Genomic DNA, 24,447 nt, shown 5'->3' on the forward strand with positions numbered 1-24,447 from the left:
TATGGACTGGATGGTCTGGACAGTACCGACTGCCATCTTCTTTGCAGCAATCGCGGCCCTGCTGGTCGGCATGACCATCTGGGAGCTGGTGTCACCCACGGTGGAGCGGCGGGGGTTCCTGCCGATGGCCACTACCCGTGGTGATCGCTTCTTCATCGGTATGCTGTCCGTCGCCTGGATTCATCTGCTGATGGGAGGTTTTACGTCATTGAGCCTGTGGCTGGCACTGGGCGTTTCGGTGGTCTGGATGCTGGTGCTGGTGCGTTGGGGTTAGTGCGATATCAACAACAAGAGGTGATTATGAAAACGACGTACAAGGCAAGTGCCTGGCTGGCTGCCGGGGCAATGCTCGCCAGTATGGGTGTGCTGGCTCAGGAGGATCGAACCGCTGTCATTGAACGCCTGGCAGATGAAGTGTTCGCCGACTCCACCCTGAGTCGAGAAGAGAAGATTGCCGAGCTGGAATGGTTTGCCCAGGCTGCCGAGCCATTTCGTGGCATGGAGATCAATACCGTTGCCGAAGGTCTGACCACTCATACCTGGGAGCGTGACGTTCTGGCGCCGGCATTCGAGGAACTCACCGGGATCAATGTGACCCACAACATCATCGGCGAAGGTGATGTTGTCCAGAACATGCAGACTCAGATGCAGTCCGGGCGCAATATCTATGATGCCTATATCAACGACTCCGATTCCATCGGCACCCATATTCGCTATGGCGCGACGGTCAATCTGAGTGAGGCGATGGACAATGAGTGGAAGGATCTGACGCTGCCGACGCTGGACCTCGAGGACTTCATCGGTATCCAGTACACCACCGGACCTGACGGCAGTATCTATCAGTTGCCGGACCAACAGTTCGCCAATCTCTACTGGTTCCGCTATGACTGGTTCCAGCGCGAGGATCTCCAACAGCAATTCCAGGAGATCTACGGATACGACCTTGGTGTGCCCACCAACTGGACGGCCTACCAGGACATCGCCGAGTTCTTCTCGGAGCATGTGGGGGAGATCGATGGCACCAAGGTCTATGGTCACATGGACTATGGTCGCCGCGATCCCTCGCTGGGTTGGCGCTTCCATGACTCCTGGCTGTCCATGGCGGGCATGGGAAGTCCTGGCGTGCCCTTCGGTAACCCGGTGGACGACTGGGGGATTCGCGTCGACGAGGAGAGTCATCCGGTCGGAGCCAGTGTCAGCCGTGGCGGTGCCACCAATTCACCGGCTTCGGTGTTTGCGGTCACAAAAATGGTCGAGTGGTTGCGTGACTATGCGCCGCCTGAGGCACAGGGTATGACCTTTGGAGAGGCCGGACCGGTGCCTGCCCAGGGCAACGTTGCCCAGCAGATGTTCTGGTACACCGCCTTTACCGCTGACATGGTCAGCCCCGAGGTGGCGGTGACCGATGACGAGGGCAATCCCAAATGGCGGATGGCGCCATCACCGGTCGGACCGTACTGGGAAGAGGGCATGAAGGTGGGCTATCAGGACGTGGGCGCCTGGACCTTCTTCAACTCGACGCCAGAGGACCGCCGCAGTGCTGCCTGGCTGTTCGCGCAGTTCACTGTTTCGAAGACGGTCTCATTGGAGAAGCTGATGGCCGGTCTGACGCCGATCCGGGAGTCGGATATCTTCTCGGACCAGATGACCGAGATGGCACCGAAGCTGGGGGGGCTGGTTGAGTTCTATCGCAGCCCCAACGAGTCCAACTGGACACCCACCGGTACCAATGTGCCGGACTACCCACGCATGGCTCCACTGTGGTGGCAGAACCTGGCGCCGGCGGTGAATGGTGATATCTCGGCTCAGGAAGCACTGGACAATCTGGCCAATGATCTCGACAACATCATGGCGCGCCTGGCCCGGGCCAAGGTGTTCTCGACCTATGAGCCGATCCTCAACGAGCCGCGTGATCCCCAGGAGTGGCTCGATGAGCCCGGTGCTCCCAAGGCCCAATTGGAAGATGAGATGCCCCAGGGAACCACCGTGCCCTATGACCAGTTGATGGAAGAGTGGATGGCGGCGGGCAGCCGTCAGTAGGACTTGATAACGGCTTGATCCGGCCCCCGTTGACAACCGTCAGCGGGGGCCTTCTACTGCCGGCTACCCCAATAGGCCATCCAATTTCCGACCGGGCACTGATACCATACCCCGGCCTGCAACGACTCACTCCCGGAGCCTCCATGTCAGATTCTCGAACACCCGCGACCACTGTGTCTGCGGGATCATTGCCGCGCCTGGTTCTCACTGGTGCGCAGATGTTGTTTGTCGCTTTCGGTTCGCTGGTGCTGGTGCCGCTGTTGACCGGGCTTGATCCCAACGTGGCGCTGTTCACTGCGGGTGTCGGCACCCTGGTGTTTCATTTCACTACTGGCCTCAGTGTGCCGGTCTTTCTCGCCTCATCCTTTGCCTTCATTGCACCGATCAACAGCTCCATCGCCAACTTCGGATTGTCCGCTACGATGGGCGGGATGATCGCGGCGGGGTTGGTCTATGTTGCCATCTCCCAGGCAGTAAGGCTCAAGGGGACTGCCTGGTTGCATCATCTGTTGCCACCGGTAGTGGTGGGGCCTGTGATCATGGTGATTGGTCTGGCGTTGGCGCCTGTCGCAGTGCAGATGGCAACCGGTGCCACCAGTGAGGACATTGGCTATGGTCGTGCCATGGTGCTGTCGATGTCGAGCCTGCTGGTGACCCTGGTGCTGGCGGTATTCGGTCGCGGTCTGCTGCGGCTGGTACCGATCATGGGCGGAATCGTGTTCGGCTATCTGCTGGCGCTGGTGATGGGTGTCGTTGATTTCACTCCCGTTCAGGAAGCTGCCTGGCTGGCGTTGCCGTCCTTCACGGCACCCAGTTTCCACTGGGCTGCCATTCTGTTCATGATCCCGGTGGCCATCGCTCCTGCAGTTGAGCACATTGGTGATATGGTGGCCATCGGTTCGGTGACCGGGCGCAATTATCTCGACAAGCCTGGTCTGCATCGCACACTGTTGGGTGATGGTCTGGCCACCATTACCGCCGGTATCCTGGGTGGGCCACCCAATACCACCTATTCCGAAGTTACCGGGGCAGTCACCCTGACTCGTGCCTTTGATCCCCGGATCATGGTTGTGGCCTCGTTCACCGCGATTCTGCTGGCGTTCTTCGCCAGGATCGGTGCAGTGCTGCAGACCATTCCCGCCCCGGTCATGGGTGGCATCATGACGTTGCTGTTCGGTTCGATCGCGGTGGTGGGCATGAACACTCTAGTGCGTTCCGGCAAGCCGCTGACGGCGCCGCGCAACCTGGTTGTCGTATCACTGGTACTGGTATTCGGCATTGGCGGGATGCAGATCGGCGGTGGTCAGTTCGCGCTTCAGGGGGTCAGTCTTGCCGCCTTCGTCGGGATTGTTCTCAATTTGATCCTTCCGCCAGCGAAGGAAGAACCCCACCATTGAACAGGGTGGTGCCCGTGAGTTTCCATTCACGAGGCACCGCGCCCTGGGCGATGGTGATCAAAGGATGATGCTTGTAACAAGAGGGTCAGGCGTGATGGAGCTCCTGGCCACCATCGGAAAAGGTCGGAGGCGTGTTGGCGCTGACGATGACGCATTCCTGGTCGCCTCGATTGCGGAAGCGATGGGGGAGCCGTGAGTCAAAGTAGTAGGCATCACCCGGGCCAAGCAAACCGACTTCGCCATTGACGGTGATCTCGATCTCACCAGTGATGACCACACCACCTTCCTCGCCATCATGCTCGAGCATATCCTCACCGGTATCGGCTCCAGGCGGATAGCGCTCATGCAGGATCGACATGCGGCGATCCGGGCGTCGGGCTGCGACCAGTTGCCAACTGAGCTGGCCATCGCCGATGTCGGTAAGTTCCGAGGCGCGGTAGAACGGGCTGGGGTGGTTGGGCTCGTCGCCGGCAAAGAAGGCACTGATCGATACCGGTAGGGCGTCAAGGATCTTCTTCAGCGAACTCACTGATGGGCTGACATTGTTGAGTTCGATCAGCGAGATCGTACTGTTGGTAACACCAGCCCGCTTGGCCAGCTCACGCTGAGAGAGCTGTTTTTCCTGGCGCAATTGGCGCAGTCGTGCGCCAACGTCAAAGCCTTCTTCCATGCTGATTTCCATCGCGGCATTGCCGCTGTCTGCTTCAGGAGTTGGTGGGTTTCCGATCGGCCGCCCTGGGCAGCTGTGTGATATGTGCAACAGATGATACCTGCTTGTATGGATCAGCGACACAGCGCGTTCATTGCAGGGCTTGAGTGAATGGCAGTAGTGGCCTGCCTGAGGCATCATTGAGAAATCACCGGAAGGATGCCCGATGTCTCGAACCCCATCGAGGGTGGGGAACAGCATCGTATTTCACCAACCGCGTACTGGATGATCGTGACTGTGAGGCGTTCGGGATGCAAAGGGCTCAGGAGGGAATCATGGATCCGGGAGCCTTGACGGGCCTGGTGCTGGCCGGAGGGCAAGGGCAGCGTATGGGAGGTGTCGACAAGGGGCTGGTCGAGTTTGCCGGAGCTCCCCTGGTGAGTTGGGCAATTCGATGCCTCAGGCCCCATGTGGGAGAAGTCCTGGTCAGCGCCAATCGACACCTGGAGCAATACGCCGCCGTTGCGGATCGTGTTGTCGAAGATATAGAAGCGGGGTTTCACGGCCCCTTGATGGGGATCTACAGTGGCCTTCGTGCAGCACGCTCCGAGTGGGTGGTGATTGTCCCCTGCGACAGTCCTCTGCTACCCGACGATCTGGTGGCACGCCTCGCGAGAGTGGTCGAAGCCGGCGCCGACATTGCCATCGCCGATGACGGTGAACGACGCCATCCGGTGGTGGCCATGATGCGGCAGGCCCTCCATCGGGATCTGGGGCTCGCGCTGGCGTCCGGGGAGCGTAAGGTGGGGCGCTGGTATGCACGCCATGAGTGCCATCCGGTGGACGTGTCCGATTGCGCCGAGGCCTTTACCAATCTCAACTCCGAAGCCGAGCGAAGCGCGCTCGAGAGTCACCTGAGGAGGCAGCATGACGAGTTCCACTGACGGGCGGCTGACGCTCGACCCGACCCTGCCGATTCTTGGTCTCGCGGCCTGGAGTGGCACTGGCAAGACCACGTTGCTTGAACAACTGTTGCCGGCACTGGGGCATGCAGGTATCCGCAGTGCAGTGATCAAGCACGCCCACCATGCCTTTGATGTCGATCAACCCGGCAAGGACAGCCACCGACTCCGCCAGGCAGGAGCCACACCCATGCTGGTGGCCTCCAGTCAGCGGCTGGCGCTGATGCTGGAGACTCCGGGTGAGGAAGACGCCGACCTGGCGATGCTGGTGCGTATGGTCATGCCGTTGCAGCCGGACCTGATTCTGGTCGAGGGCTTCAAGGCCTGGCCGCTACCCAAGCTGGAGCTGCACCGTGCCAGTCTCGGTAAGCCGCTGCTGGCCGAGGAGGATCACTGGATCCAGGCGGTGGCCTGTGATGAACCGCCTGCACCGTCGCTATCGGTGCCGATGCTGGACATCAATGACCAGTCGGCTGTGGTCGACTGGGTGGTCAAGTGGGTGCGTGATTGGCCATCGACCTGTCGGACCCTGATCGAGGAACGGCGGCGATGACCGGCAGTCTGTCATGCTTCGACGTTGGAGAGGAGGCGCTGAGTGTCGAGACGGCACGCCAGGCTCTGCGCGGGCTGATTCAGTCACCCTTGACCGGCGAAAAACTGGGCTGCGAAAAGGTGAGTCTAGCGAAAGCGCATGGGCGTGTGCTTGCCGAAGCGGCCGTGGCGGAGTTTGATGTGCCCGGTTACAGCAATTCAGCGATGGACGGCATTGCGCTCAGTTGGCCGCAATCCGACGTGCCCGAAGCCGGCTTGCCCAGGAAAGAGACCATGGCCCGGACATGGCGGCATGTCGGCGAGGCTCTGGCCGGACGCCCCTTCGTTGGTCGAGTCGGTGCTGGCGAATGTGTGACCATTACCACTGGAGCGCCGCTGCCTGAAGGCACCGACACGGTGATCATGCAGGAGCAGGTCACCTTGAGCGATGGCCGGGCGCTAGTGAAGGATGCCGACCGCGTGTGTGTCGGCCAGAATATCCGTCGTGCTGGTGAGGACATTGCCGCTGGTGAGGTGGTCGTGGTCGCTGGTAGACGACTCGATGCTGCTGCGCTTGGTATGCTCGCCTCTCTGGGGGTGGCCGAGGTTAGTGTGAGGCGTCAGCCCAGGGTGGCGATATTTTCCACCGGCGATGAAGTCATGGCACCGGGAGGTGAACGTACCGAGGCCTGCATCTATGATGCCAACCGTTTTTCACTCATGGGGTTGTTGCAGGAACAGGGGGCCGAGGTCATTGATCTCGGGATCATCGATGATGACCGTCAGGCGCTGATCCGTACTCTGCGAGAGGCCGCAGCTGACGCGGATCTGGTGGTCTCCAGCGGTGGTGTGTCGACAGGCCGGGCCGACCATACCCGAGCGGCGCTGGAGGCACTGGGGCGACTGGCCTTCTGGCGCCTTGCGCTGAGGCCGGGGCGCCCCCTGGCCTGTGGCCTGTTGACGGAGCGCGAAGTGCCATTTCTGGGTCTGCCTGGCAACCCCGTCGCCTGCATGGTCACTGCGCTATTATTCATGGTACCCCTGCTGCGTGAGATGCAGGGCATGAAGGCGATGACAGAGGTCTGGCAAGGTATTGCCGAGAGCCATTTCGATAGCCGTGCCGGGCGCACCGAGTTCAGTCGCGGCATCTACCGCGTGGATCCACAAGGGACCTTGCGCGTGGTCAAAACAGGTGCGCAGGGTTCCGGTATTCTATCGTCGATGATGGCGGCCAATTGTCTGGTCGAAATCAGCGAACAGAGCCAGGGAGTGGTGCCAGGTGATATGGTGACCATTCACCCATTATTCATATTTGCGTGAGGCACAGTTCAATGACGCTTACCCATCTCAATGCGCGTGGCGAGGCCAGCATGGTCGATGTGGGCGACAAGGCCACCACTCGACGGGAGGCGACGGCGAGCGGTGCGGTCTACATGGCGCCTGGTACGCTGGCGTTGCTGACGGATGGCAAGCTTCCCAAGGGTGATGTGCTGGCCACGGCGCGCATCGCCGGTATTCAGGCTGCCAAGCGGACTCATGAGTTGATCCCGCTGTGCCATCAGTTGGCGCTATCCAGTGTCGCTGTCGACTTTGATATCGATGATGATCAGGGCTGTGTTCGAGTATCGGCGAGCTGCCGCCTGGCGGGACGCACCGGGGTGGAGATGGAGGCGCTGACGGCGGTGTCGGTGGCATGTCTCACCTTGTATGACATGTGCAAGGCCGTCGACAAGGATATGGAAATCGGCGAGATTCACCTCGATACCAAGGTTGGAGGTCGTTCGGGGAGTTACCAGCGTGGTGACCGGCCGGCTGAATCCCGTGGCGCTGTGGTGTCTGCCGCCGGTGAAGCGCCTATCGTCACAGGGCCTGGTATGGGCGGCGAGATGGACCTGGGGTTGGTGCCTGGCGCGGAGCCCTGTGTACGGGTGAAGTGTCTCGCCGAGCTGCGTGAGCGTCTCGGTATCGGCGAAGTGGTCGTTCCGCTGGAGCGTTTGCCGAGTGCCGATATTGCGGGTTTGAAGACTGCGCTCAAGGCCATGGATGAGCGCTTTGCCAGACTTGATCAGGGGCGAGTGCTGTGTGCCGTCAATCAGGTCATGGCAGGGGAGGGTACGCACCTGACCAGTGAAGATGAGGTTGCGTTCTTCCCACCGGTGACGGGAGGTTGAAATGATACGTGTGCAGCAGGAGCCGTTCGATGCCGGGCTGGAACAGCAGGCGCTGGTGGCCGGGCGCACGGACATCGGGGCGGTGGTCAGTTTTACCGGTCTGGTGCGTGACTTCAATGAACGCCCGGAAGTCGAGGCGTTGACCCTGGAACATTACCCGGGCATGACCGAGGCGAGCCTTGCCGAAATCATCGAGGAAGCCCGTCAGCGTTGGCCGTTGACTGGTGTGACTCTGATTCATCGAATCGGCCGCCTGACACCCGGAGATCCGATTGTGCTGGTGATCGTCGCCAGTGCCCATCGACGCGATGCCTTTGAGGCCTGCGAGTTTCTCATGGATTACCTGAAGACCCGTGCCCCGTTCTGGAAGAAGGAGCATACCACCAGTGGTGATTACTGGGTGGCGGAGCGTGAGCAGGACCACGCCGATGCCAGACGTTGGGAGGTGAGTGCATCATGACTCAACAGTTGATCGACGACTTCGGTCGGCGCGTTTCCTACGTTCGTCTTTCGGTTACGGATCGCTGTGACTTTCGCTGTGTCTATTGTATGAGCGAGGAGATGACCTTTCTACCTCGCGCACAAGTGTTGACGCTGGAGGAAATAGCCCAGGTAGCCAGAGCCTTCACGGAGTTGGGGGTCGAGAAGATTCGGCTGACGGGTGGCGAGCCCCTCGTGCGCCGCAATATCGGCGATCTGGTCAGCACCATTGGTCAACTGCCGGGACTCACGGACTTCGCCATGACCACCAATGGCGCTGGTCTGAGGCGTCACGCAGTGGCACTGCGCCAGGGCGGCATGACACGACTCAATATCAGCCTCGATTCCCTGGATCCTGAACGCTTTCGGCGTCTGACTCGCACCGGTGACCTCAACAAGGTGATCGATGGCATTCATGCGGCGAAGGATGCAGGGTTCGAGCGCCTCAAGCTCAATGCAGTGGTGCTCAAGGGGCGCAATGACGATGAAGTGGTCGACCTGGTCGATTTTGCCCGTCGCCATGAACTGGATATCAGTTTCATCGAGGAAATGCCTCTCGGTGATGTGTCCGATCACTCCCGGGCAGAAACCTTCTGTTCCAGCGATGAGGTTCGGGAACTGATCGAACAGCATTATCCTCTGACCCAGACGACAGAAGCCACTGCTGGTCCTTCGCGCTACTTTCGCATGGCTGACAGTCATACTAGAGTCGGGTTCATTTCTCCGCATAGCCACAATTTCTGCAGCAGTTGCAATCGTGTTCGCGTGACTGTGGAGGGTCGCCTGCTGTTGTGCCTCGGCAATGAGCATTCAGTGGATCTACGAGCGATACTGCGCCGCTATCCCGGCGATAACGAGCGACTCAAGCAAACCATCATCGACGCCATGGCACTGAAGCCTGAACGCCACCATTTCAGCACCGACGGCGACGTGCAGATAGTGCGCTTCATGAACATGACGGGCGGTTAGCCGATCTGAGGTCACTGACTTTTCATTGGTCGGCCTTTATCCCCGATTCCTTATCACTACACCCAAGTGTCTGCTGATTGCAGGATGGCTCATGTGACGGTTGGTGCATGGGCCTTTGGCCGTATGGGGTAGTGAAAAGGATTGATCGAGAATGTTCCGACCCTCAGCGCACAAGGTATCAATGACCCAATGGAATCCCTGGACGCCACGGCGTTCTGGAGTTTTCCGAGACACTGAATTATTTGAATATGCAGTGACTACTTCCAACGGATACGAAAAGCAGTATTGTCGAGGGAGGAACTTGACAGTCCGGTTGTCTGAAACATCGTGGCGACCGCGGGTATTTTTTTATGGACATTAAAAAAAATCTCAACGATATTCTTGCCAAGACTAGTGGAGAGCATATACTTTTCATCAAGTGAATATTGCTATCCTGTGATCGTGTGGAAAGGCATGGAGGGATAATATGTCCAGTGAATCTCTTGAGCGTATTGCTCGGAACAAGAATGTGGCACGTGCCGCAGCTCGTCAGCTCAGCATGGAACAATTGCAGAAGCTGGCTGAGGTCGTCGAGGAAGTGATTGCACAGAAGAAGGATGAAGATCGCCAGCGCCTGGAAGACGAAGCACAGAAGGCACGCAAGCTGGCAGAGATTCGTGAGCAGATCACTGAAGCTGGATTGTCTCTGGATGATCTGGTCGCGGAGCAGCCCAAGCGCAAGCGTGGTCGTCCGCCGAAAAACAAGCAGTGATCAGCGACGCTTCAGGTCTTCAGGTTGGCAGTCAACAGAGGCCTGTAGCAAGCTGTTGAACGTGGATGCGTCAGGTGAGTGATAGCGGTCTGTATCCATGGTCGCTGCCGACATCGTAGAATCCCGGCAAGCCGGTTCGAGATGAAGATTCTCGAACCGGCTTGTTGCATTACAGGGGGCGTCGGTCGTGAAACAGGAGATGGAGACGTCAGCCGAGCAGATGGACGGTTGCTGTCTCGGTAAGGCTCAGGTTGGCACACATAGGGGGCGTCATCTATGGCAATAGCATTCGCCATGGCGCCATTGGGAGTCGGGCTCAGGTAGGCAACCCATCGAGCAGAAACTCGGCTTCGGTGGCCACCAATTGCAGCTGCACGTCGGGCGCATGTTGCACATGTTCGGACAGCCAGTGCGTGATTCTCGAGTGCAGTAATCGACGTAGGCCTGAAAGCGTATCGGTGGTGATCTCGTCGAGTTGCTCGTCCATCCACTCACAGAAGCTGTCTTCATCCAGTGGGCTACTCTCACTGTCATCCAGCATCAAGCGCCCGATCCGTGTCCAGCCCGTTGCGGTAGCGGCAAGTGTCATGGCGACAAACAGTGTGCCATGGGCCGACACTCGGGCATTGTCCGATGCATTCATGGGGCTCAGTGCATTGCGCTGGACCAGGCAGACCTGTTGAGGGTGGCGCTGTTCGACACTCAGGCCGGTTTCATCGAAGTGGACGACATCGCCGTTGGTCGGCACCAGGTCTGCGGTAATGCCCAGTCCTCTTGCAAGCTCTATATGTGCGGTCTGGTGGATGGGCTCCCCATGTACCGGTAGCAGGTAGGCGGGCTGTACCCAGCGGTATAGCTGCTCGAGTTCCTGCTGGGCCGGGTGACCGGAAGCATGTAGTTGCGGATGGGTGAACTCGTCAAGGATACGGACGTCGAAACGGGCCAATCCCTTCTTGAGGCGTTCGATGAGGTGCTCGTTGCCCGGAATGGCCTTGGCCGAAAAGATCACACTGTCACCGGTGGTCAATTCGAAATGGGGGTGCCTCCCCTGAGCCAGACGAGACAGAGCAGCGCGTGGTTCGCCCTGGCTGCCGGTGGCAATGACCAGCACTTCCTCCGGGGGCAGGTAGCCGAGATCGTTGACAGGAACCAGCGGAGGGAAGTCGTCGAAATAATCGAGCTGACGTGCCAGTGCCACCATGCGCTCCATCGAACGTCCCAGCAGACTGACACGTCTGTTGCATCGCGTGGCAGCGCGAGCGATCGACAGGACGCGAGCGAGGTTACTGGCGAAGCAGCTGACCACTACGCGTCCCTCGCACTGACTGATGGTGTCGATAAGGGCCTGGGCAACCTCGTGCTCGCTGTGCGAGTGTCCCGGGACATTGGCATTGGTGGAGTCACCCACCACCAGGTCGACGGGCGCCAGGCTGCGGAACAGCTGTTCGTCCACGGGGGAGCCGATCACCGGCTTCGGGTCGAGTTTCCAGTCACCGGTGTGCAGGACACGGCGAGAGCCTGCCTCGATGAGTAGTGCACAGCTTTCCGGGATGGAGTGGGGGACCGGCAGTAGCCGAACATTGAAGGCGTCGGTACGGCAGGCATCACCGGGCTCAATGACCCTTATGGCAGAAGCGGCCAGTCCCTGCTCGGTGAAGCGTGTGCGGAGCATCGCCGCGGCGAGGGGCGTGGCGTAGATCGGACAGCCCCAGTGAGGCCATAGCCATACCACCGCACCGATGTGGTCTTCATGCCCATGGGTAATGATCAGGGCTTCCGGTGAGAGGTTCAGCGCCTTGATGGCCTGTGGGTCAGGCACCTGTAGCGGGTTGCCGTCGAGGTCCTGACGGATGAGCATGCCGCAATCCACAGCAATCCAGCTGTCGAGATAGCCATACAGGGTCAGGTTCATGCCGACTTCGCCACAACCTCCCATCGGTAGTATGCGCAGTGGTGGGCGGCGGCGGCGGCGGATCTGAACCTTGGGTGTCGGCATCGCATCAGGCATCGTGGACGGAATTCCACCACTATACGGGAAGCGTCGAGGTCCTCTCAATCGGTGTGACTGTTCTGCGTCATGGCACCGTGCCGTACGCAGGGGTTTTCGCTACAATGCCGCTCCTCAGAGACCTGTTTCCATCGAGAGTGTACCCATGTCGCATTTTTATCGTCTGGTGGTGTCCTGCCCTGATCGTCTGGGCATCGTGGCCAGAGTGTCGAACTTCATTGCCGGCCACGGCGGCTCCATCACCGAGGCGAGTCAGCACTCGGATCTCGAGACCGGGCGGTTCTTCATGCGCTACGAGATTCTTGCCGACTCCATCGGTATGTCGCTCGATGAGCTGCGTGACGCCTTTGCGCCGGTGGCGAGGGAATTCGATATGCAGTGGGCGCTGCGCGATACACAACAGCGTCAGCGCGTGGTGTTGATGGTATCGAGGGAGTCCCACTGTCTGGTCGACCTGTTGTATCGCTGGACGGCGGAAGGCCTCGACTGCGACATCGTGGCGGTCATCTCCAACCATGATGACCTGCGCGGCATGGTCGAGTGGCATGGTATTCCCTACCACCATGTGCCGGTCAGCCCGGATAGGAAAGACCAGGCGTTTGCCCGGGTGGAAGGGCTTATTGAAGAGTACCGGGCGGATGCCATCGTGCTGGCGCGCTATATGCAGATTCTACCGCCGGCCCTGTGCCGGAACTATGCCGGACAGGTGATCAATATCCACCACAGCTTCCTGCCGTCCTTCGCTGGTGCCAGACCCTACCACCAGGCCTACCAGCGCGGGGTCAAGTTGATCGGCGCCACCTGCCACTATGTTACCGAGGAGTTGGATGCCGGCCCGATCATCGAGCAGGATATCCATCGAGTCAGCCACTGCCACACCCCTGCTGATCTGGTGCGTTTCGGCAGGGATGTGGAGAAGACCGTGCTGGCTCGAGGGCTACGTTGGCACCTCGAGGATCGTGTCATCATTCACGGCAACAAGACAGTGGTCTTTGCCTGAAGGCAAGGCCCTGGCGAAGCCCTGCGAAGCGGCGCCGAGGGCTCAGCCGCAGCGTACCCTTGAGGGTAGCGGTTGAGCCTCGGCGTGAACTGCGCAATCCGGGTTGTAATGTAGTCCGCGGGATTCGCGTCTCTGCTGAGCGCTGGCAACGGTCAACAGGGACAAGGTCAGCGCCTGGCGGCAGGCCATCAGGCTGACGCTGGGCGCGGCCTCAATGTTACTTTCCTCGATTTCCTTCTCGAGCTGCTGGAGTTGCGCCAGAGCACTGGCCAGTCCGGCGTCGCTGCGCACGATCGCCACTCTGGCACTCATGATTTCGCGCATGTGCTCACGCCACTGCAGGATCTGCGATTCGGAGACACTCCTGCTTCCCCAGCGAGCCGGGACAATATCCGCCTTCTGGTGTGCCCTGGCCTGTTGCAGATGATGTGCCGCGGCACGGGCAAAGACCAGGCATTCAAGCAATGAGTTGCTGGCCATGCGGTTGGCGCCATGCAGGCCAGTGTAGGCGACTTCCCCCACCGCATGCAGTCCTTCCACTGCTGTGGCGCCGTTCAGGTCGGTAGCGATGCCGCCACAGCTGTAATGGGCGGCAGGCACAACCGGAATGGGCTGCTGGGTGATGTCCAGGCCGCGGTTCAGGCAGTGGTTATGAATGGTGGGGAAATGGTGGCGGATCGCCTCGGCCCCCAGGTGGCGAATGTCGAGCAATACATGATCGGAACCGTATTGCTGCATCTGGGCATCGATGGCGCGTGCGACCACATCGCGTGGTGCCAGTTCAGCTCGCTCGTCGATGCCCGGCATGAAGCGCTGACCGTGAATGTTGAGCAGGATACCGCCTTCACCGCGAACTGCCTCGCTGATCAGGAAGGGCGAGCCTTCGGGGTCATACAGGCAAGTGGGGTGAAACTGCTGGAATTCGAGGTTGGCCAGTTCGGCGCCGAGGCGCCAGGCCATGATCATGCCTTCACCGCTCGCCGGGCTGGGGCTGGTGGTGTGGCGGTACAGGCCGCTGGCGCCACCGGTGGCCAGCACCGTGTTCTCGGCAAGAAGTTCATGGACGTTGCCTGTGTCATCCAGGCAGCGAGCACCACGGCAGGTGCCGGCCGTGTCGCCGATCAACTCGATGGCCGTCAGGTCGTCGCGCACCTGAATGGAGGAGTGCGCCAGAGCCTTGTTGAGCAGCGTATCCGTTACCGCTCGTCCGGTAGCATCATCGGCATGGATGATGCGCCGCGCATTGTGGCCGCCTTCTCGAGTCAGGTGATAGGGATATCCCGACTCGGGGTCGGAGTCCGGCGTGAAGGGCACACCCATGGACAGCAGCCACTGGATGGCTGCAGGGCCCTGCTCGACGGTGAAGCGCACGGCGGGCTCCTCGCACAGTCCGTCACCGGCGACGAGGGTGTCCTGAATGTGTGCTTCGACATCGTCGGTGGGTGACAATACCGCCGCAATCCCCCCCTGGGCCCAGCGACTGGCTCCCTGAGCCTCTTCCCCGGGACGCAACAGCGTGACCCGCCGATGGTCGGCAATTTCCAGCGCCATGGACAGGCCGGCGACACCGCCGCCGATGATCAGTACCTCAATGGGAGCCTGGGTCATTCTGACTTCCTTCCTTGCTGTCGAGGCGCTGAGCCTCGTGAAGCCCGTGACGACCTGCGCGACGACGCAGGCGCTTGCTGGGTAGGCGCTCAAGACTGGCCAGGCGTTGCGCTGTGCTTGCCGCCACTCGAGCCAATTCGCGATTCAACCATAGATAGCCGCTGGGACTGAACAGCATGCGGCCATCGGTGCCGCGTGCACCCACTGCCAGCTCGGCAAAGCTGTGTAGCTCGAAGGGGCTGATATCCGTTGATATGGGCTGCCCGGTGCGGACTTGAAAGGCGAGGGTGCCGAGGTCTCTTGCCAGACTGTGTTGCTGGTCGCGCAGTCCCTGCATGGCATTGATTCGGTCATGGCCCTCGCGAGTGGTCCAGTGGGACTCCAGCAGCAGCTCGATGGTGGACAGCATGCGTCGCTGATACGAGATCAGTTCGTCGACTTCACCGCGACTCAGGCGACCTTCACGATGAACGGCGTCAACCAGCCCGCGTTGCTTGACCAGCAGGGCGCTGGTGGCCTTGAGCAGTTCGCGGGTGTCGACCCCCGGCGCGGAGGTAGCCGAGGTGTGGGCATGATAGAGCCTGGCCAGGCGATCGAGATTGTCGGCCAGCATGAAGCGCAGAACGTCAGTGGCCTTGTGGGGCAGTATCACCAGAGTGGCAGCAATGCCGATCAAGGTTCCGATCAGCACATCGGCACTGCGCCACAGGGCGACACTGAAGTCCGGGGCGCCGTTACCGATAACCAACAGCAGGCTGATGGCAAACATCAGGCCGGCATAGGCCTGCCGGCTCGAGAATACCAGCCAGGTTGCAATGGCAATCGCCACCAGGGCGCCGATCTGGACTCCCCTGCCGGGGATTGGCAGGCTGATCAACAGCAGACCGATCCCCGCTCCGACCAGGGTTCCGAGCAGGCGCTGTCGTCCCTTGTCGAGTACCCCACCGATATGTGGCAGGTTACCCATCACCATTACGGTGCTGACCAGTGCCCAGCTACTGTGCTCCAGGGGAAACAGGTGAACAACGGCGAAGGTGACGGTCAGGGCGATGCTGACACGCAGCACGTGAAAGAGTCGCCGATGGCGATAGTTGATGTAGGGGTCTCGCAGGCGGCCCAACAGCATTCAGCAAGCCCCCCGTGGTCGAGTGGACAATCGCTGGGCGAGGGTCTTCAGAAGGTCGCTCAAGGTCGTCGATCTGCCGGCTGATTCACGAACATGGATGGGGGCGATATTCTACCATGGAGCCCGTCTGGCGTCGCGGACGCGGGGCGGTGGCGCAGGGATGTGCCGCCGAAAATCAAATCGATCACGATGAGCTATTTGATTGCCATGTTAATAATAAGAGCTGTTGGTGGAAATGGCTGGGTGGCTTGAATGTTCAGCCAATAGTCACCTTCGCTGCCAGAAAGTCCAGAAAGGCTCGCACCCGCAAAGGCAGGTAGTCACCCTGTCCGACATAAAGGGCGTGGATCTCCTCCGTATCCCCCGGGTTGCAGTCCTCCAGTACCGCCACCAGTCTACCGCTAGCGAGGTCCTCTGCGGCCTGAAATTCCGCCAGCCGAGCCAGGCCCATCCCCGCCAGTGTCAGTCCACGCAGGGCTTCACCGTCACTGACCTGCGCATTGCCCGAAGGGATGACCACCTGCTCTCGGCCAGCGTACCGCATGGGCCAACCTTGTTGAGCTCGTGTGTAGTTGGCACTGAGCAGGTTGTGGTTCTTCAGGTCACCCGGGGCGTGGGGGGTACCGTGTTGTTGCAGGTAAGCGGGGGCCGCCACCACTATCATGCGTGTCTCACCGAGCTTGCGCGCGACAAGAGACGAGTCCTTCAATGGGCCGGCACGGATCGCCACATCGGTACGCTGCTCAAACAGGTCCATGACGGTATCAGTGAGCACGATATCAAGCTCCACCTGGGGGTAGCAGTCGGCGAACTCCGGTACCAACGGAAGCAGGAAGTGGTGGCCGAAGGGCACATTGGCATTGACTTTCAGGTGGCCGCGAGGAGCATTGCGTGCGCTGACGCAAAGTTCGGCTTCTTGCAGGTCGGCGAGGATGCGCACACCTCGCTCGTAGAAGGCGCAACCTTCCGCCGTGAGTTGCAGTTGGCGTGTTGAACGATGGAGCAAGCGAGCGCCCAGGCGATCCTCGAGGCGTGATACCAGCTTGCTGACGGCCGAGGGTGTCATACCGCTCGCACGAGCGGCCGCTGAAAACCCTCCCAGGTCGACCGATCTAACGAAGATTTCCAGTTCACCTGAGCGGTTCACATCCTGGCGTGCCATGACGAAACATCCTGTGATTTCAATTCATGAATGTTGTTCCTTTATGCAGTCTAGTTGAAGGGGAGAATTGAGCCCATCATTACGACATTCATTGTCGATGAGGGCACCAGCATGAAAAGCATCCGTCAGTTCAGTCAGGTCTTCGCCATGGCGCTGGTCCTGGTGCCAGGTCTGTTCTCGCCGATGAGTCAGGCGTCGGGCGAACGCTCGAATTGGGTCGCCACCTGGAGTGCCAGCCCTCAGCCGGTATGGGGGGATGAGCTGTTGTTTCCGACGCGGGTACCTGAGCAGTTGGAACAGCAGACCGTGCGTCAGGTGGCGCGTTTGAGCCTGGGAGGCAAGCGTCTGCGCATCGAACTTTCCAATGCCTACGGCTCACGACCGGTCACCATCGGCAAGGTCAGCGTGGCGTTGGCGGGTATGCAGGATGCGATTGACGCAGAGACGTTACGTCAGGTGATGTTTGATGGTAGCCCCACTGTCACGATTCCTGCAGGTGCCTCCATGACCAGCGATCCCGTAGCTCTGGCGGTGGAGCCGTTGGGGCGAGTGACGGTCAGTACCTATCTGCCCGAGGAGACACCGTTGACTACCTTCCATTGGGATGGTCGGCAGACCAGTTGGTTTGTTGAAGGAGACCAGGCTGATGCTCCACAGCTGGTGCGTGGTGATGACGTAGCGGAAAGCACTACCGCACGAGTGCTGTTGACGGGTATCGACGTTGCGGTCGACACCGATGCTGATGCACGAGCGGTGGCAGTGATCGGTGACTCCATTACCGATGGTGCCGGGGCTAGCCTGGACGGCGACACTCGTTGGCCGGACTTTCTTGCCGAAAGGCTCGCGCCGCACGGTGTTGCGGTCATCAATGCCGGTATCTCCGGTGGACGTCTGTTGTCTGATGGAATGGGAACGAGGGTGGTAGATCGCCTGCGCCGGGATGTGCTGGACAAGCCGGGGGTGCAGGATGTCATCGTTCTGGTGGGTATCAATGACATCGCCTGGCCCGGAACTGCCCTGTCTCCCAATGGGGTATCACCAAGCCTGGAGGCAATGACCGAGGGGTATCGGCAACTGGTCGACCAGGCTCATGTACGGGGCATTCGCGTCATTGGAGCGACGCTCACTCCTTTTTCAGGCGCCTTGCCTGGCACTGTGCTGGACAACTACTACGATGCGAAAAAGGACGCGCTGCGACAGCAGGTGAATGAATGGATTCGCTGCAGCGGAGTGTTCGATGTCGTTATCGACCTTGATGCGGCCTTGAGAGATGAGTCCGCGCCGTCTCACCTTGATGAGAGATTTGATTCGGGAGATCGCCTGCACCCCGGTGACGAGGGGAATCGGGCCATGGCCGAGACGGTTGATCTTGATAATCTGTTGTCGGTCCAGGGGGAAGGGAACGCGACTCCACTGCCTGCCTCCTGCGCTGGATCTTGAGATATGTACCGACGTTATGCCATCCATTGCCAACAGGATTGATCTACATGAGTGACTGGACTTGCCGAACAGGAGGTTGCCGATGCGGACGATTGCGCTTTCGCATCACGGCCTCGCCGATCATGACCATGGCTTGCCATTGCCGAGGCTGCCAGCGCATGACGGCCAGTGCTTTCTCGCTCAGCCTCACCGTGCCCGACGCCGGTTTCGCCATCGAGAAGGGGACACCGGTCGCGGGTGGCGCCCGGGAGCTGGAAGGGCTGCAGCATTCCTGCTGTGATCACTGCAAGAGCTGGGTCTTTACCCGCTTTCCCGCCATGATGGGGGAATACGTCAATGTCCGCAGTACGCTGCTCGATGAGATCGACGATATTGCTCCCTTCATGGAAACCTGTACCGCCGAGGCGCTAGGCTGGGCCCGTACTCCGGCAGTGCATCGCTATGAGGGATTCCCGCAGGCCGATGAGTTCCACACCCTGATGGCGGAGTATGCGGAGCGTTAAGACACCCTGGAGCGTGATGAGCGACTGAGAGATCGCTTTTCTGGTGGGGAAGGGCGCAGGATCCTGGCCTGGAACTGCAGTGGTGATGTGTCGGAATGGCACCGCTGCAGTTTTACTGAGTTTTCCAAAAGCGTTTGACAGTCACCGACTTATACGTATAATACGTCCTCGAGTCAGGCGGGAATAGCTCAGTGGTAGAGCACAACCTTGCCAAGGTTGGGGTCGCGAGTTCGAATCTCGTTTCCCGCTCCATCTCCAATAGAGATGCCGACTCAGTGAGGCTGGATGGCAGAGTGGTCATGCAGCGGACTGCAACTCCGTGTACGCCGGTTCGATTCCGACTCCAGCCTCCATTTTTCTTCTGATGTGCCCCGCGATACGCTCGAACTCCCAGCCCGGATGGCGAAATTGGTAGACGCAAGGGACTTAAAATCCCTCGGTGGCAACACCGTGCCGGTTCGAGCCCGGCTCCGGGCACCAATCACATCAATCCTGTTCTCTCTCCGCTCTCTCCATATTCCGGTCGACGATATCGGGCCGCATTGCTGGCTCCGTATGCGTATTTCGACCAACTGATGAGCTCCACATCAAGTTGTAGACGCGAGTACCGATGGGGCACGACGCCATCGGCAGGCCCATGTACGAAAAAAGCATGTATGAAAAAAAGCATGTGTGAAAAAAAGAGAGTTGTGCCCGTTCCGGCATAGCGGTCGTCGATTCACGGGATCATCATGGTAAGGTGCTGGAAGCCTGCAGTTCCTGTTGCTCAGGCTTCCGGAGGGGGGCTCCTCTGGGCTCCCGCTGGCATCAACATGGAGGATGCGCCTTGCTGTCCATTGCTCTCGCGACTGTCGCCACCCTGCTCCTTGGTATCACTCTCCTGGCCCGTCTACCCGTCCATTGGTGGTGGATACGTGCTTGCGAGTTTCCGCGCATGCAGATCGCCTCCCTGGCACTGATGACACTGCTGCTTGCGCCTTTTGCCGAGACACCCTGGCAGTGGCTGGCTCTGGTGGGCGGGCTTGCCACGTTGGTGATTCAGGCTTGCTATATCCTGCCCTGGACCCGACTCTGGCCGGTTCAGGTACAGCGTGCAGAGTCTGGCCATGACGAGCGCTGCGTGCGTCTGTTGGTTGCCAATGTGTTGACGCCCAACCGCAATGCGGAGGGGCTGATTGCTCTCATCAATCAGCATTCGCCGGATATCGTGTTGACGCTGGAATCCGACGACTGGTGGGGGCAGCAACTTGACGCTGCTCTGGCGAGCCAATGGCCCCATGCCGTGCGCATTCCCCAGGACAACCTCTATGGCATGCATCTCTATTCACGGTTGCCGCTGGTATCACCGCAGATCGAACGGCTGATCCAGGATGACATCCCCTCCATCTCGACCGGGGTCACTCTAGATTGCGGGGACGACATCCAGTTGTACGCCGTGCATCCACGCCCACCGGCGCCAAATGAAAGCAAGGAGTCCTTGTGGCGTGATGCTGAACTCCTGCTGATCGGCAAGCGCATCCGTGATGACTCCGTACCGACGCTCGTGGCCGGAGACCTCAACGACGTGGCGTGGTCGCGCACGACCCGTCTGTTCTGTCGCGTCAGTGGCATGCTCGATCCTCGTCGCGGCCGCGCCATGTTCAATACTTTCCATGCCCACTATCGGTTGCTGCGCTGGCCGCTCGATCACGTCTTCTCGAGCGAACATTTCACGCTACGTGATCTGCGGCGCCTGCCCGAATTCGGGTCGGATCATTTTCCGATTCTCACGACACTTTGCTACCGTCCATCTCGCGCCGATGAGCACGAGAATCCCGAGGCAGATCACGACGAACATCAGCAAGCCAATGAGACGATCCGGGAAGGCAAGGCACGCGGTCAGGAAGACTGAGCTGCTGCCATTTCAAGGCGATGCGGCGTGTGCTTTCAATGGCAGGAGTGGGGCGCACAGGTCCGGGATTGGCTGTACCGGGGTAGAAAAGCACGACGCCAGCATGAGCTGGCGTCGCGGTACTGGTATATCGATCTACGCCGAGGCGTTACATCGAGCGGCTCAGTTCCGGCCAGGCGGCCCGCAGATACTGAATCATCGACGATAGGGTGAGCAGGGCGGCGACGTAGAGTATCACCACGCCGAGTTCGGCAATCAGATGGCCCGCCGGGAAAGCGAGCAACAGCAACAGTGCCACCATCTGCAGTGTGGTCTTGACCTTGCCGATCCAGGAGACGGCCACCGAACCGCGCTTGCCCATCTCTGCCATCCACTCACGCAGGGCAGAAATGACGATTTCCCGGCCGATGATCACCAGGGCGGGGAGCGTCAGCCACATGGCATCGTAATCCTCGATCAACAGCGCCAGTGCGACCACCACCATCAACTTGTCGGCCACCGGGTCAAGGAAGGCGCCAAAAGGCGTTGACTGGTCCCAGCGGCGGGCCAGGTAGCCATCCAGCCAGTCGGTGATTGATGCCAGAGCGAACAGCGCCGCTGCCACGGGCATGCTCCAGGAGAAGGGAAGGTAGAACAGCACCACCAGCAAGGGAATGAAAACGATGCGAGCGAGTGTCAATAGATTGGGAATGTTCATGGATAACCGCTGTCCTTGCTGCTGTGCCATTGTAGGGGGCCAGGCATCTGAAAGTGCCTTATTCTATCTGCGAAGGCGTTGTTCATCCATGCAGGGAGCGATGAATTGTTTCCGCCATGGTGGTGCTGATGCCGGGAACTCGGGCCAACTCTTCCCGTGTTGCCTGGCGAATTCCCTGCAGCCCCCCAAAGAAACGCAGCAGCTCGCGCCGGCGTTTGGGGCCAATGCCAGGAATATCCTGCAGGGTTGAAGTACGCCTGGCCTTGTCCCGGCGTGCACGATGCCCGGTGATCGCGAAACGGTGTGATTCATCGCGAATGTGCTGGATCAGATGCAGCCCCGGGGACGTGGGTGGCAGAGCAAGACTGCGGTTCTTGGTCTCGAAGGGCCGGGTCTCGAGGGGCCGGGTCTCGAGGGACTGGGTCTCGATGAACAGGGTCTCCAATCCGGCCTTGCGGGTGGTGCCCTTGGCCACACCAAGCAGCATCAGGTCGTTGATGCCCAGTTCCCTGAGCACATCTCTGGCCATATTGAGCTGCCCCTTGCCGCCATCAACCACCAGAATATCGGGCAGGATGCCTTCACCGGACTGCAGACGCTTGAAGCGGCGCGTCAGCGCCTGCTGCATGGCGGCGTAGTCGTCTCCGGCGGCCACGCCGGTGATATTGAAGCGGCGATAGTCGCTCTTGCGAGGACCATCCTGATCAAATACCACGCAGGAGGCTACAGTAGCTTCTCCGTGGCTGTGGCTGATGTCGAAGCATTCCAGACGTTGAGGCGTTTCTTCCAGTTCCAGAGCCTCTCGCAGGGCCTCGAAGCGTTTGGCCAGTTGCTGCTGGTTGGCCAGTTGAGCGGCGAGTTGCTGCTCGGCATTGGTGCGTGCCAGCTCGCGCCATTGGGCACGATGACCCCGTACCTTGTCGGTGACCCGCACGCGACGTCCGGATTTCTCGCTCAGTGCTGTGGCGATCAGGCTGGCGTCGGGAATGGTATGGCTGGTCAGGACTTCCACTGGAATCTCGTGGGGCTGGCCGAAGTAGTACTGGCTGATGAACTCGCCAAGCAATTCCGCCTCACCGATATCCAGACCATTGCTGGGGCTGTAATGACGGGCGCCAAGCATGCGTCCCTGGCGAATGGTCAGCAGCGAGATGCACAGTGCGCCTGACTCACTGGCCAAGGCGAAGATGTCGGCATCACCGCTGCCGGTGTCGACGATCTGGCGTTGCTGTAGACGGCGCAGATCCTGCAACTGGTCGCGCAGGCGGGCGGCCTCCTCGAAATCGAGTGCCTTGCTGGCGGCCTCCATTTCCCGGGACAGTTCCTCGCTGACCGCTTCACTGCGTCCTTCCAGGCACTGGATGGCATGCTCCAGGTCGCGGCGATAGTCCGCCTCGCTGATATAGCCGACGCAGGGCGCTCGGCAACGCTGGATCTGATATTGCAGGCAGGGGCGAGTACGATGCGCGAAGACGCTGTCCTCGCAGTTGCGAATACGGAATACCTTCTGCATCAGAGACAGCGTCTCACGTACTGCGCCGCTACTGGGGTAGGGACCGAAGTAACGGCCATCCTGGTGGCGAGTCCGCACGCGCTTGTGCTCGAGTGCCGGAAAGGGGTGGTGGTCGCTGGCAAAAACGAAGGGGTAGGACTTGTCGTCACGCAGCAGAATATTGTATGGCGGACGCAGTTCCTTGATCAGCGTCTGCTCGAGCAGCAGCGCCTCTGTCTCGCTGTTGGTGACCGTTACCTGGATATCGGCAATACGCCCCACGAGGGCCTGGGTCTTGGTGTTGAGAGCGCCACGAAAATAGCTGGCGAGACGCGCCTTGAGCCGACGAGCCTTGCCGATGTAGAGGGTGTTGCCCTCGCTATCGAACATACGATAGACGCCGGGCGCCTCGCTTACTGTGTCGAGAAATCGTCGTGAATCAAAGGTCATGATGCGGTCGCGCCGACTGGGCTCAGTGACTTCCAAGACAGCCCCTGGACATATGGGGATATGCTAACAGAATCAGGCAGGCAAGCCCTACTGTCCTGTGAGCTTGATTGCGGATGGTGGCCGGGCCTGAAGACTCATCGGCAGCCTGACTACCGGTCAATCTTCCTTGAACCCTTCGACCAGACCATGGCGCAGGCCCAGATGGGTAAGGGCGACATCCGAGTTGACGCCGAGCTTTTCGAAGATTCGGTAGCGGTAGGTGTTGACGGTCTTGGGGCTGAGGAACATCTGATCAGCAATATCCGAGACGCGTTGGGCGTTGACGATCATCATTGCCACCTGAAGTTCACGCTGTGACAGTTGGTCGAAGGGGTTATCCTCGTGATCGATGCGCGAAATCACCAGTCGCTGGGCGATCTCAGGGCTGACAAAGCGCTGACCGGCAAACACACTGCGAATCGCGTGCACCATCTCGTCGTGGTGCGACCCCTTGCTGATGAATCCGTGGGCCCCAGCCTCGAGCAGACGTTGAGCGAAACTTTCTTCGATGAAGGCGGTGAGCACCAGGATACGGATGTCTGAGGTCAGGCGGCGAATCTTGCGCGTCGCCTCGAGTCCGCCGATGCCCGGCATGCGGATGTCCATCATCACCACATCGGGGTTCAGGCGCCGAGTCTGGGCGATGGCTTCTTCACCATCAGCCGCCTCGCCGATCACGCAGATGTCCTTCTCCGCGTTCAGCAGGTGCGCAATGCTGGTTCTAACCAGATGATGGTCGTCTGCAACGAGAACCCTTATCAAAGCCACTGCTCCTGAAAAATGAACACAATAGAGTGATGCTGGCCATGGGGGGAAATGGCTTCCCCGTTATAGTGATTGCTAATGTTTTCCACGGATGCCGCCTAGACTGTCACAGATTGATCCTAAGGGGAATTGGCCATCCTACGGATGACTACTACTCCGGCACAGCTTGTGCGCAGGAAAATATGCGCAGAATGCGGTGTATGCAAGGATTTCAGTATATGGCATCCGGGCTGGTTATTAACCCGGCATGCTTTCATGTTGGGTTAATGGCGGCACAGGGAAGTGCCGCCGTCGGCCATCAGGCCGACGCGAGACC

22 protein-coding genes and 3 tRNA genes are annotated in these 24,447 nt (G+C 59.8%); 17 read left to right on the plus strand and 8 right to left on the minus strand.

Annotated elements, in window-relative coordinates:
• Position 1: 1 nt before the first annotated feature.
• The 3 genes from BUE38_RS02870 (at position 2) to BUE38_RS02880 (ending at position 3,437) form a co-directional block, all read left to right on the plus strand.
• Positions 2 to 274, plus strand: a complete 273-nt coding sequence (locus BUE38_RS02870) for a DUF2160 domain-containing protein (protein WP_073433491.1) — start codon at positions 2 to 4, stop codon at positions 272 to 274.
• A 26-nt stretch (positions 275 to 300) separates the two neighbouring features.
• Positions 301 to 2,040 carry an ABC transporter substrate-binding protein gene (locus BUE38_RS02875; RefSeq protein WP_073433492.1) on the plus strand — a complete coding sequence of 580 codons (1,740 nt, stop codon included), beginning with the start codon at positions 301 to 303 and terminating at the stop codon, positions 2,038 to 2,040.
• Positions 2,041 to 2,183: 143 nt separating this feature from the next.
• Positions 2,184 to 3,437: a uracil-xanthine permease family protein gene (locus BUE38_RS02880; RefSeq protein WP_073433493.1), complete on the plus strand. Its 1,254-nt coding sequence runs from the start codon at positions 2,184 to 2,186 to the stop codon at positions 3,435 to 3,437.
• 85 nt (positions 3,438 to 3,522) lie between these two features.
• Here the strand turns inward: BUE38_RS02880 and BUE38_RS02885 are convergent, their stop codons facing one another.
• Positions 3,523 to 4,107: a cupin domain-containing protein gene (locus BUE38_RS02885; RefSeq protein ID WP_073433494.1), complete on the minus strand. Its 585-nt coding sequence runs from the start codon at positions 4,105 to 4,107 to the stop codon at positions 3,523 to 3,525.
• A gap of 314 nt (positions 4,108 to 4,421) precedes the next feature.
• On the opposite strand from BUE38_RS02885, the gene mobA reads away from it, so the two are divergent.
• The 7 genes from mobA (at position 4,422) to BUE38_RS02920 (ending at position 9,950) form a co-directional block, all read left to right on the plus strand.
• Entirely contained in the window at positions 4,422 to 5,030 is a 609-nt protein-coding gene (gene mobA, locus BUE38_RS02890) for a molybdenum cofactor guanylyltransferase MobA (protein ID WP_234986742.1), read from the plus strand.
• On the plus strand, positions 5,014 to 5,601 hold the full coding sequence (gene mobB, locus BUE38_RS02895) for a molybdopterin-guanine dinucleotide biosynthesis protein B (RefSeq protein ID WP_073433496.1): 588 nt from the start codon (positions 5,014 to 5,016) through the stop codon (positions 5,599 to 5,601). The genes mobA and mobB overlap by 17 nt, the downstream gene beginning before the upstream one ends.
• Complete coding sequence (gene moeA / locus BUE38_RS02900; protein WP_073433497.1) at positions 5,598 to 6,899, plus strand: molybdopterin molybdotransferase MoeA; 1,302 nt, start codon at positions 5,598 to 5,600, stop codon at positions 6,897 to 6,899. The genes mobB and moeA overlap by 4 nt, the downstream gene beginning before the upstream one ends.
• A gap of 11 nt (positions 6,900 to 6,910) precedes the next feature.
• Entirely contained in the window at positions 6,911 to 7,750 is an 840-nt protein-coding gene (gene moaC, locus BUE38_RS02905; protein ID WP_073433498.1) for a cyclic pyranopterin monophosphate synthase MoaC, read from the plus strand.
• Between the two features lies 1 nt (position 7,751).
• Positions 7,752 to 8,210: a molybdopterin synthase catalytic subunit MoaE gene (moaE, locus tag BUE38_RS02910; protein ID WP_073433499.1), complete on the plus strand. Its 459-nt coding sequence runs from the start codon at positions 7,752 to 7,754 to the stop codon at positions 8,208 to 8,210.
• Entirely contained in the window at positions 8,207 to 9,199 is a 993-nt protein-coding gene (gene moaA / locus BUE38_RS02915) for a GTP 3',8-cyclase MoaA (protein WP_073433500.1), read from the plus strand. Before moaE ends, moaA begins: the two co-directional genes overlap by 4 nt.
• Positions 9,200 to 9,665: 466 nt before the next feature.
• Entirely contained in the window at positions 9,666 to 9,950 is a 285-nt protein-coding gene (locus BUE38_RS02920) for an H-NS family histone-like protein (RefSeq protein WP_073433501.1), read from the plus strand.
• Positions 9,951 to 10,266: 316 nt separating this feature from the next.
• Here the strand turns inward: BUE38_RS02920 and BUE38_RS02925 are convergent, their stop codons facing one another.
• Positions 10,267 to 11,862: a ribonuclease J gene (locus BUE38_RS02925; RefSeq protein WP_073433769.1), complete on the minus strand. Its 1,596-nt coding sequence runs from the start codon at positions 11,860 to 11,862 to the stop codon at positions 10,267 to 10,269.
• Between the two features lie 241 nt (positions 11,863 to 12,103).
• On the opposite strand from BUE38_RS02925, the gene purU reads away from it, so the two are divergent.
• Positions 12,104 to 12,958, plus strand: coding sequence for a formyltetrahydrofolate deformylase (purU, locus tag BUE38_RS02930; protein WP_073433502.1), 855 nt, complete (start codon positions 12,104 to 12,106; stop codon positions 12,956 to 12,958).
• Between the two features lie 42 nt (positions 12,959 to 13,000).
• Here the strand turns inward: purU and nadB are convergent, their stop codons facing one another.
• The 3 genes from nadB to BUE38_RS02945 form a co-directional block, all read right to left on the minus strand.
• The gene (nadB, locus tag BUE38_RS02935) at positions 13,001 to 14,566 is read right to left on the minus strand and encodes an L-aspartate oxidase (RefSeq protein ID WP_073433503.1); all 1,566 of its coding nucleotides are present in this window, start codon (positions 14,564 to 14,566) and stop codon (positions 13,001 to 13,003) included.
• The gene (locus BUE38_RS02940; protein WP_073433504.1) at positions 14,547 to 15,692 is read right to left on the minus strand and encodes an FUSC family protein; all 1,146 of its coding nucleotides are present in this window, start codon (positions 15,690 to 15,692) and stop codon (positions 14,547 to 14,549) included. The genes nadB and BUE38_RS02940 overlap by 20 nt, the downstream gene beginning before the upstream one ends.
• 256 nt (positions 15,693 to 15,948) lie before the next feature.
• Entirely contained in the window at positions 15,949 to 16,854 is a 906-nt protein-coding gene (locus tag BUE38_RS02945) for a LysR family transcriptional regulator (RefSeq protein WP_073433505.1), read from the minus strand.
• Positions 16,855 to 16,965: 111 nt separating this feature from the next.
• Between BUE38_RS02945 and BUE38_RS02950 the strand changes: the two genes are divergently transcribed.
• The 6 genes from BUE38_RS02950 (at position 16,966) to BUE38_RS02975 (ending at position 20,688) form a co-directional block, all read left to right on the plus strand.
• Entirely contained in the window at positions 16,966 to 18,294 is a 1,329-nt protein-coding gene (locus BUE38_RS02950) for an SGNH/GDSL hydrolase family protein (RefSeq protein WP_073433506.1), read from the plus strand.
• 47 nt (positions 18,295 to 18,341) lie between these two features.
• Positions 18,342 to 18,797, plus strand: a complete 456-nt coding sequence (locus BUE38_RS02955) for a GFA family protein (RefSeq protein ID WP_073433507.1) — start codon at positions 18,342 to 18,344, stop codon at positions 18,795 to 18,797.
• Positions 18,798 to 18,974: 177 nt separating this feature from the next.
• A tRNA-Gly gene (locus BUE38_RS02960) sits at positions 18,975 to 19,049 on the plus strand.
• Between the two features lie 27 nt (positions 19,050 to 19,076).
• A tRNA-Cys gene (locus BUE38_RS02965) sits at positions 19,077 to 19,150 on the plus strand.
• Positions 19,151 to 19,190: 40 nt separating this feature from the next.
• Positions 19,191 to 19,277: transfer RNA gene (locus BUE38_RS02970), tRNA-Leu, on the plus strand.
• A gap of 346 nt (positions 19,278 to 19,623) precedes the next feature.
• The gene (locus BUE38_RS02975) at positions 19,624 to 20,688 is read left to right on the plus strand and encodes an endonuclease/exonuclease/phosphatase family protein (protein WP_073433508.1); all 1,065 of its coding nucleotides are present in this window, start codon (positions 19,624 to 19,626) and stop codon (positions 20,686 to 20,688) included.
• Between the two features lie 148 nt (positions 20,689 to 20,836).
• Here the strand turns inward: BUE38_RS02975 and pgsA are convergent, their stop codons facing one another.
• The 3 genes from pgsA to BUE38_RS02990 form a co-directional block, all read right to left on the minus strand.
• Positions 20,837 to 21,385 (minus strand): CDP-diacylglycerol--glycerol-3-phosphate 3-phosphatidyltransferase, encoded by a 549-nt coding sequence (gene pgsA, locus BUE38_RS02980; RefSeq protein ID WP_073433509.1) that lies wholly within the window; start codon positions 21,383 to 21,385, stop codon positions 20,837 to 20,839.
• 82 nt (positions 21,386 to 21,467) lie between these two features.
• Complete coding sequence (uvrC, locus tag BUE38_RS02985) at positions 21,468 to 23,327, minus strand: excinuclease ABC subunit UvrC (protein WP_073433770.1); 1,860 nt, start codon at positions 23,325 to 23,327, stop codon at positions 21,468 to 21,470.
• 156 nt (positions 23,328 to 23,483) lie between these two features.
• The gene (locus BUE38_RS02990; protein ID WP_073433510.1) at positions 23,484 to 24,128 is read right to left on the minus strand and encodes a response regulator; all 645 of its coding nucleotides are present in this window, start codon (positions 24,126 to 24,128) and stop codon (positions 23,484 to 23,486) included.
• Positions 24,129 to 24,447: the final 319 nt, after the last annotated feature.

Origin of the sequence: Halomonas cupida, from assembly GCF_900142755.1 — a bacterium.
In the GTDB taxonomy this organism is placed as follows: Bacteria; Pseudomonadota; Gammaproteobacteria; order Pseudomonadales; family Halomonadaceae; genus Halomonas; species Halomonas cupida.

Excerpts from the sequence above, each read along its gene's own strand:
- BUE38_RS02870 (WP_073433491.1), top strand. The coding sequence starts at position 2 with ATGGACTGGATGGTCTGGACAGTACCGACTGCCATCTTCTTTGCAGCA.
- BUE38_RS02875 (WP_073433492.1), top strand. The coding sequence starts at position 301 with ATGAAAACGACGTACAAGGCAAGTGCCTGGCTGGCTGCCGGGGCAATG.
- BUE38_RS02880 (WP_073433493.1), top strand. The coding sequence starts at position 2,184 with ATGTCAGATTCTCGAACACCCGCGACCACTGTGTCTGCGGGATCATTG.
- BUE38_RS02885 (WP_073433494.1), bottom strand. The coding sequence starts at position 4,107 with ATGGAAGAAGGCTTTGACGTTGGCGCACGACTGCGCCAATTGCGCCAG.
- mobA (WP_234986742.1), top strand. The coding sequence starts at position 4,422 with ATGGATCCGGGAGCCTTGACGGGCCTGGTGCTGGCCGGAGGGCAAGGG.
- mobB (WP_073433496.1), top strand. The coding sequence starts at position 5,014 with ATGACGAGTTCCACTGACGGGCGGCTGACGCTCGACCCGACCCTGCCG.
- moeA (WP_073433497.1), top strand. The coding sequence starts at position 5,598 with ATGACCGGCAGTCTGTCATGCTTCGACGTTGGAGAGGAGGCGCTGAGT.
- moaC (WP_073433498.1), top strand. The coding sequence starts at position 6,911 with ATGACGCTTACCCATCTCAATGCGCGTGGCGAGGCCAGCATGGTCGAT.
- moaE (WP_073433499.1), top strand. The coding sequence starts at position 7,752 with ATGATACGTGTGCAGCAGGAGCCGTTCGATGCCGGGCTGGAACAGCAG.
- moaA (WP_073433500.1), top strand. The coding sequence starts at position 8,207 with ATGACTCAACAGTTGATCGACGACTTCGGTCGGCGCGTTTCCTACGTT.
- BUE38_RS02920 (WP_073433501.1), top strand. The coding sequence starts at position 9,666 with ATGTCCAGTGAATCTCTTGAGCGTATTGCTCGGAACAAGAATGTGGCA.
- BUE38_RS02925 (WP_073433769.1), bottom strand. The coding sequence starts at position 11,862 with ATGAACCTGACCCTGTATGGCTATCTCGACAGCTGGATTGCTGTGGAT.
- purU (WP_073433502.1), top strand. The coding sequence starts at position 12,104 with ATGTCGCATTTTTATCGTCTGGTGGTGTCCTGCCCTGATCGTCTGGGC.
- nadB (WP_073433503.1), bottom strand. The coding sequence starts at position 14,566 with ATGACCCAGGCTCCCATTGAGGTACTGATCATCGGCGGCGGTGTCGCC.
- BUE38_RS02940 (WP_073433504.1), bottom strand. The coding sequence starts at position 15,692 with ATGCTGTTGGGCCGCCTGCGAGACCCCTACATCAACTATCGCCATCGG.
- BUE38_RS02945 (WP_073433505.1), bottom strand. The coding sequence starts at position 16,854 with ATGGCACGCCAGGATGTGAACCGCTCAGGTGAACTGGAAATCTTCGTT.
- BUE38_RS02950 (WP_073433506.1), top strand. The coding sequence starts at position 16,966 with ATGAAAAGCATCCGTCAGTTCAGTCAGGTCTTCGCCATGGCGCTGGTC.
- BUE38_RS02955 (WP_073433507.1), top strand. The coding sequence starts at position 18,342 with ATGAGTGACTGGACTTGCCGAACAGGAGGTTGCCGATGCGGACGATTG.
- pgsA (WP_073433509.1), bottom strand. The coding sequence starts at position 21,385 with ATGAACATTCCCAATCTATTGACACTCGCTCGCATCGTTTTCATTCCC.
- uvrC (WP_073433770.1), bottom strand. The coding sequence starts at position 23,327 with ATGACCTTTGATTCACGACGATTTCTCGACACAGTAAGCGAGGCGCCC.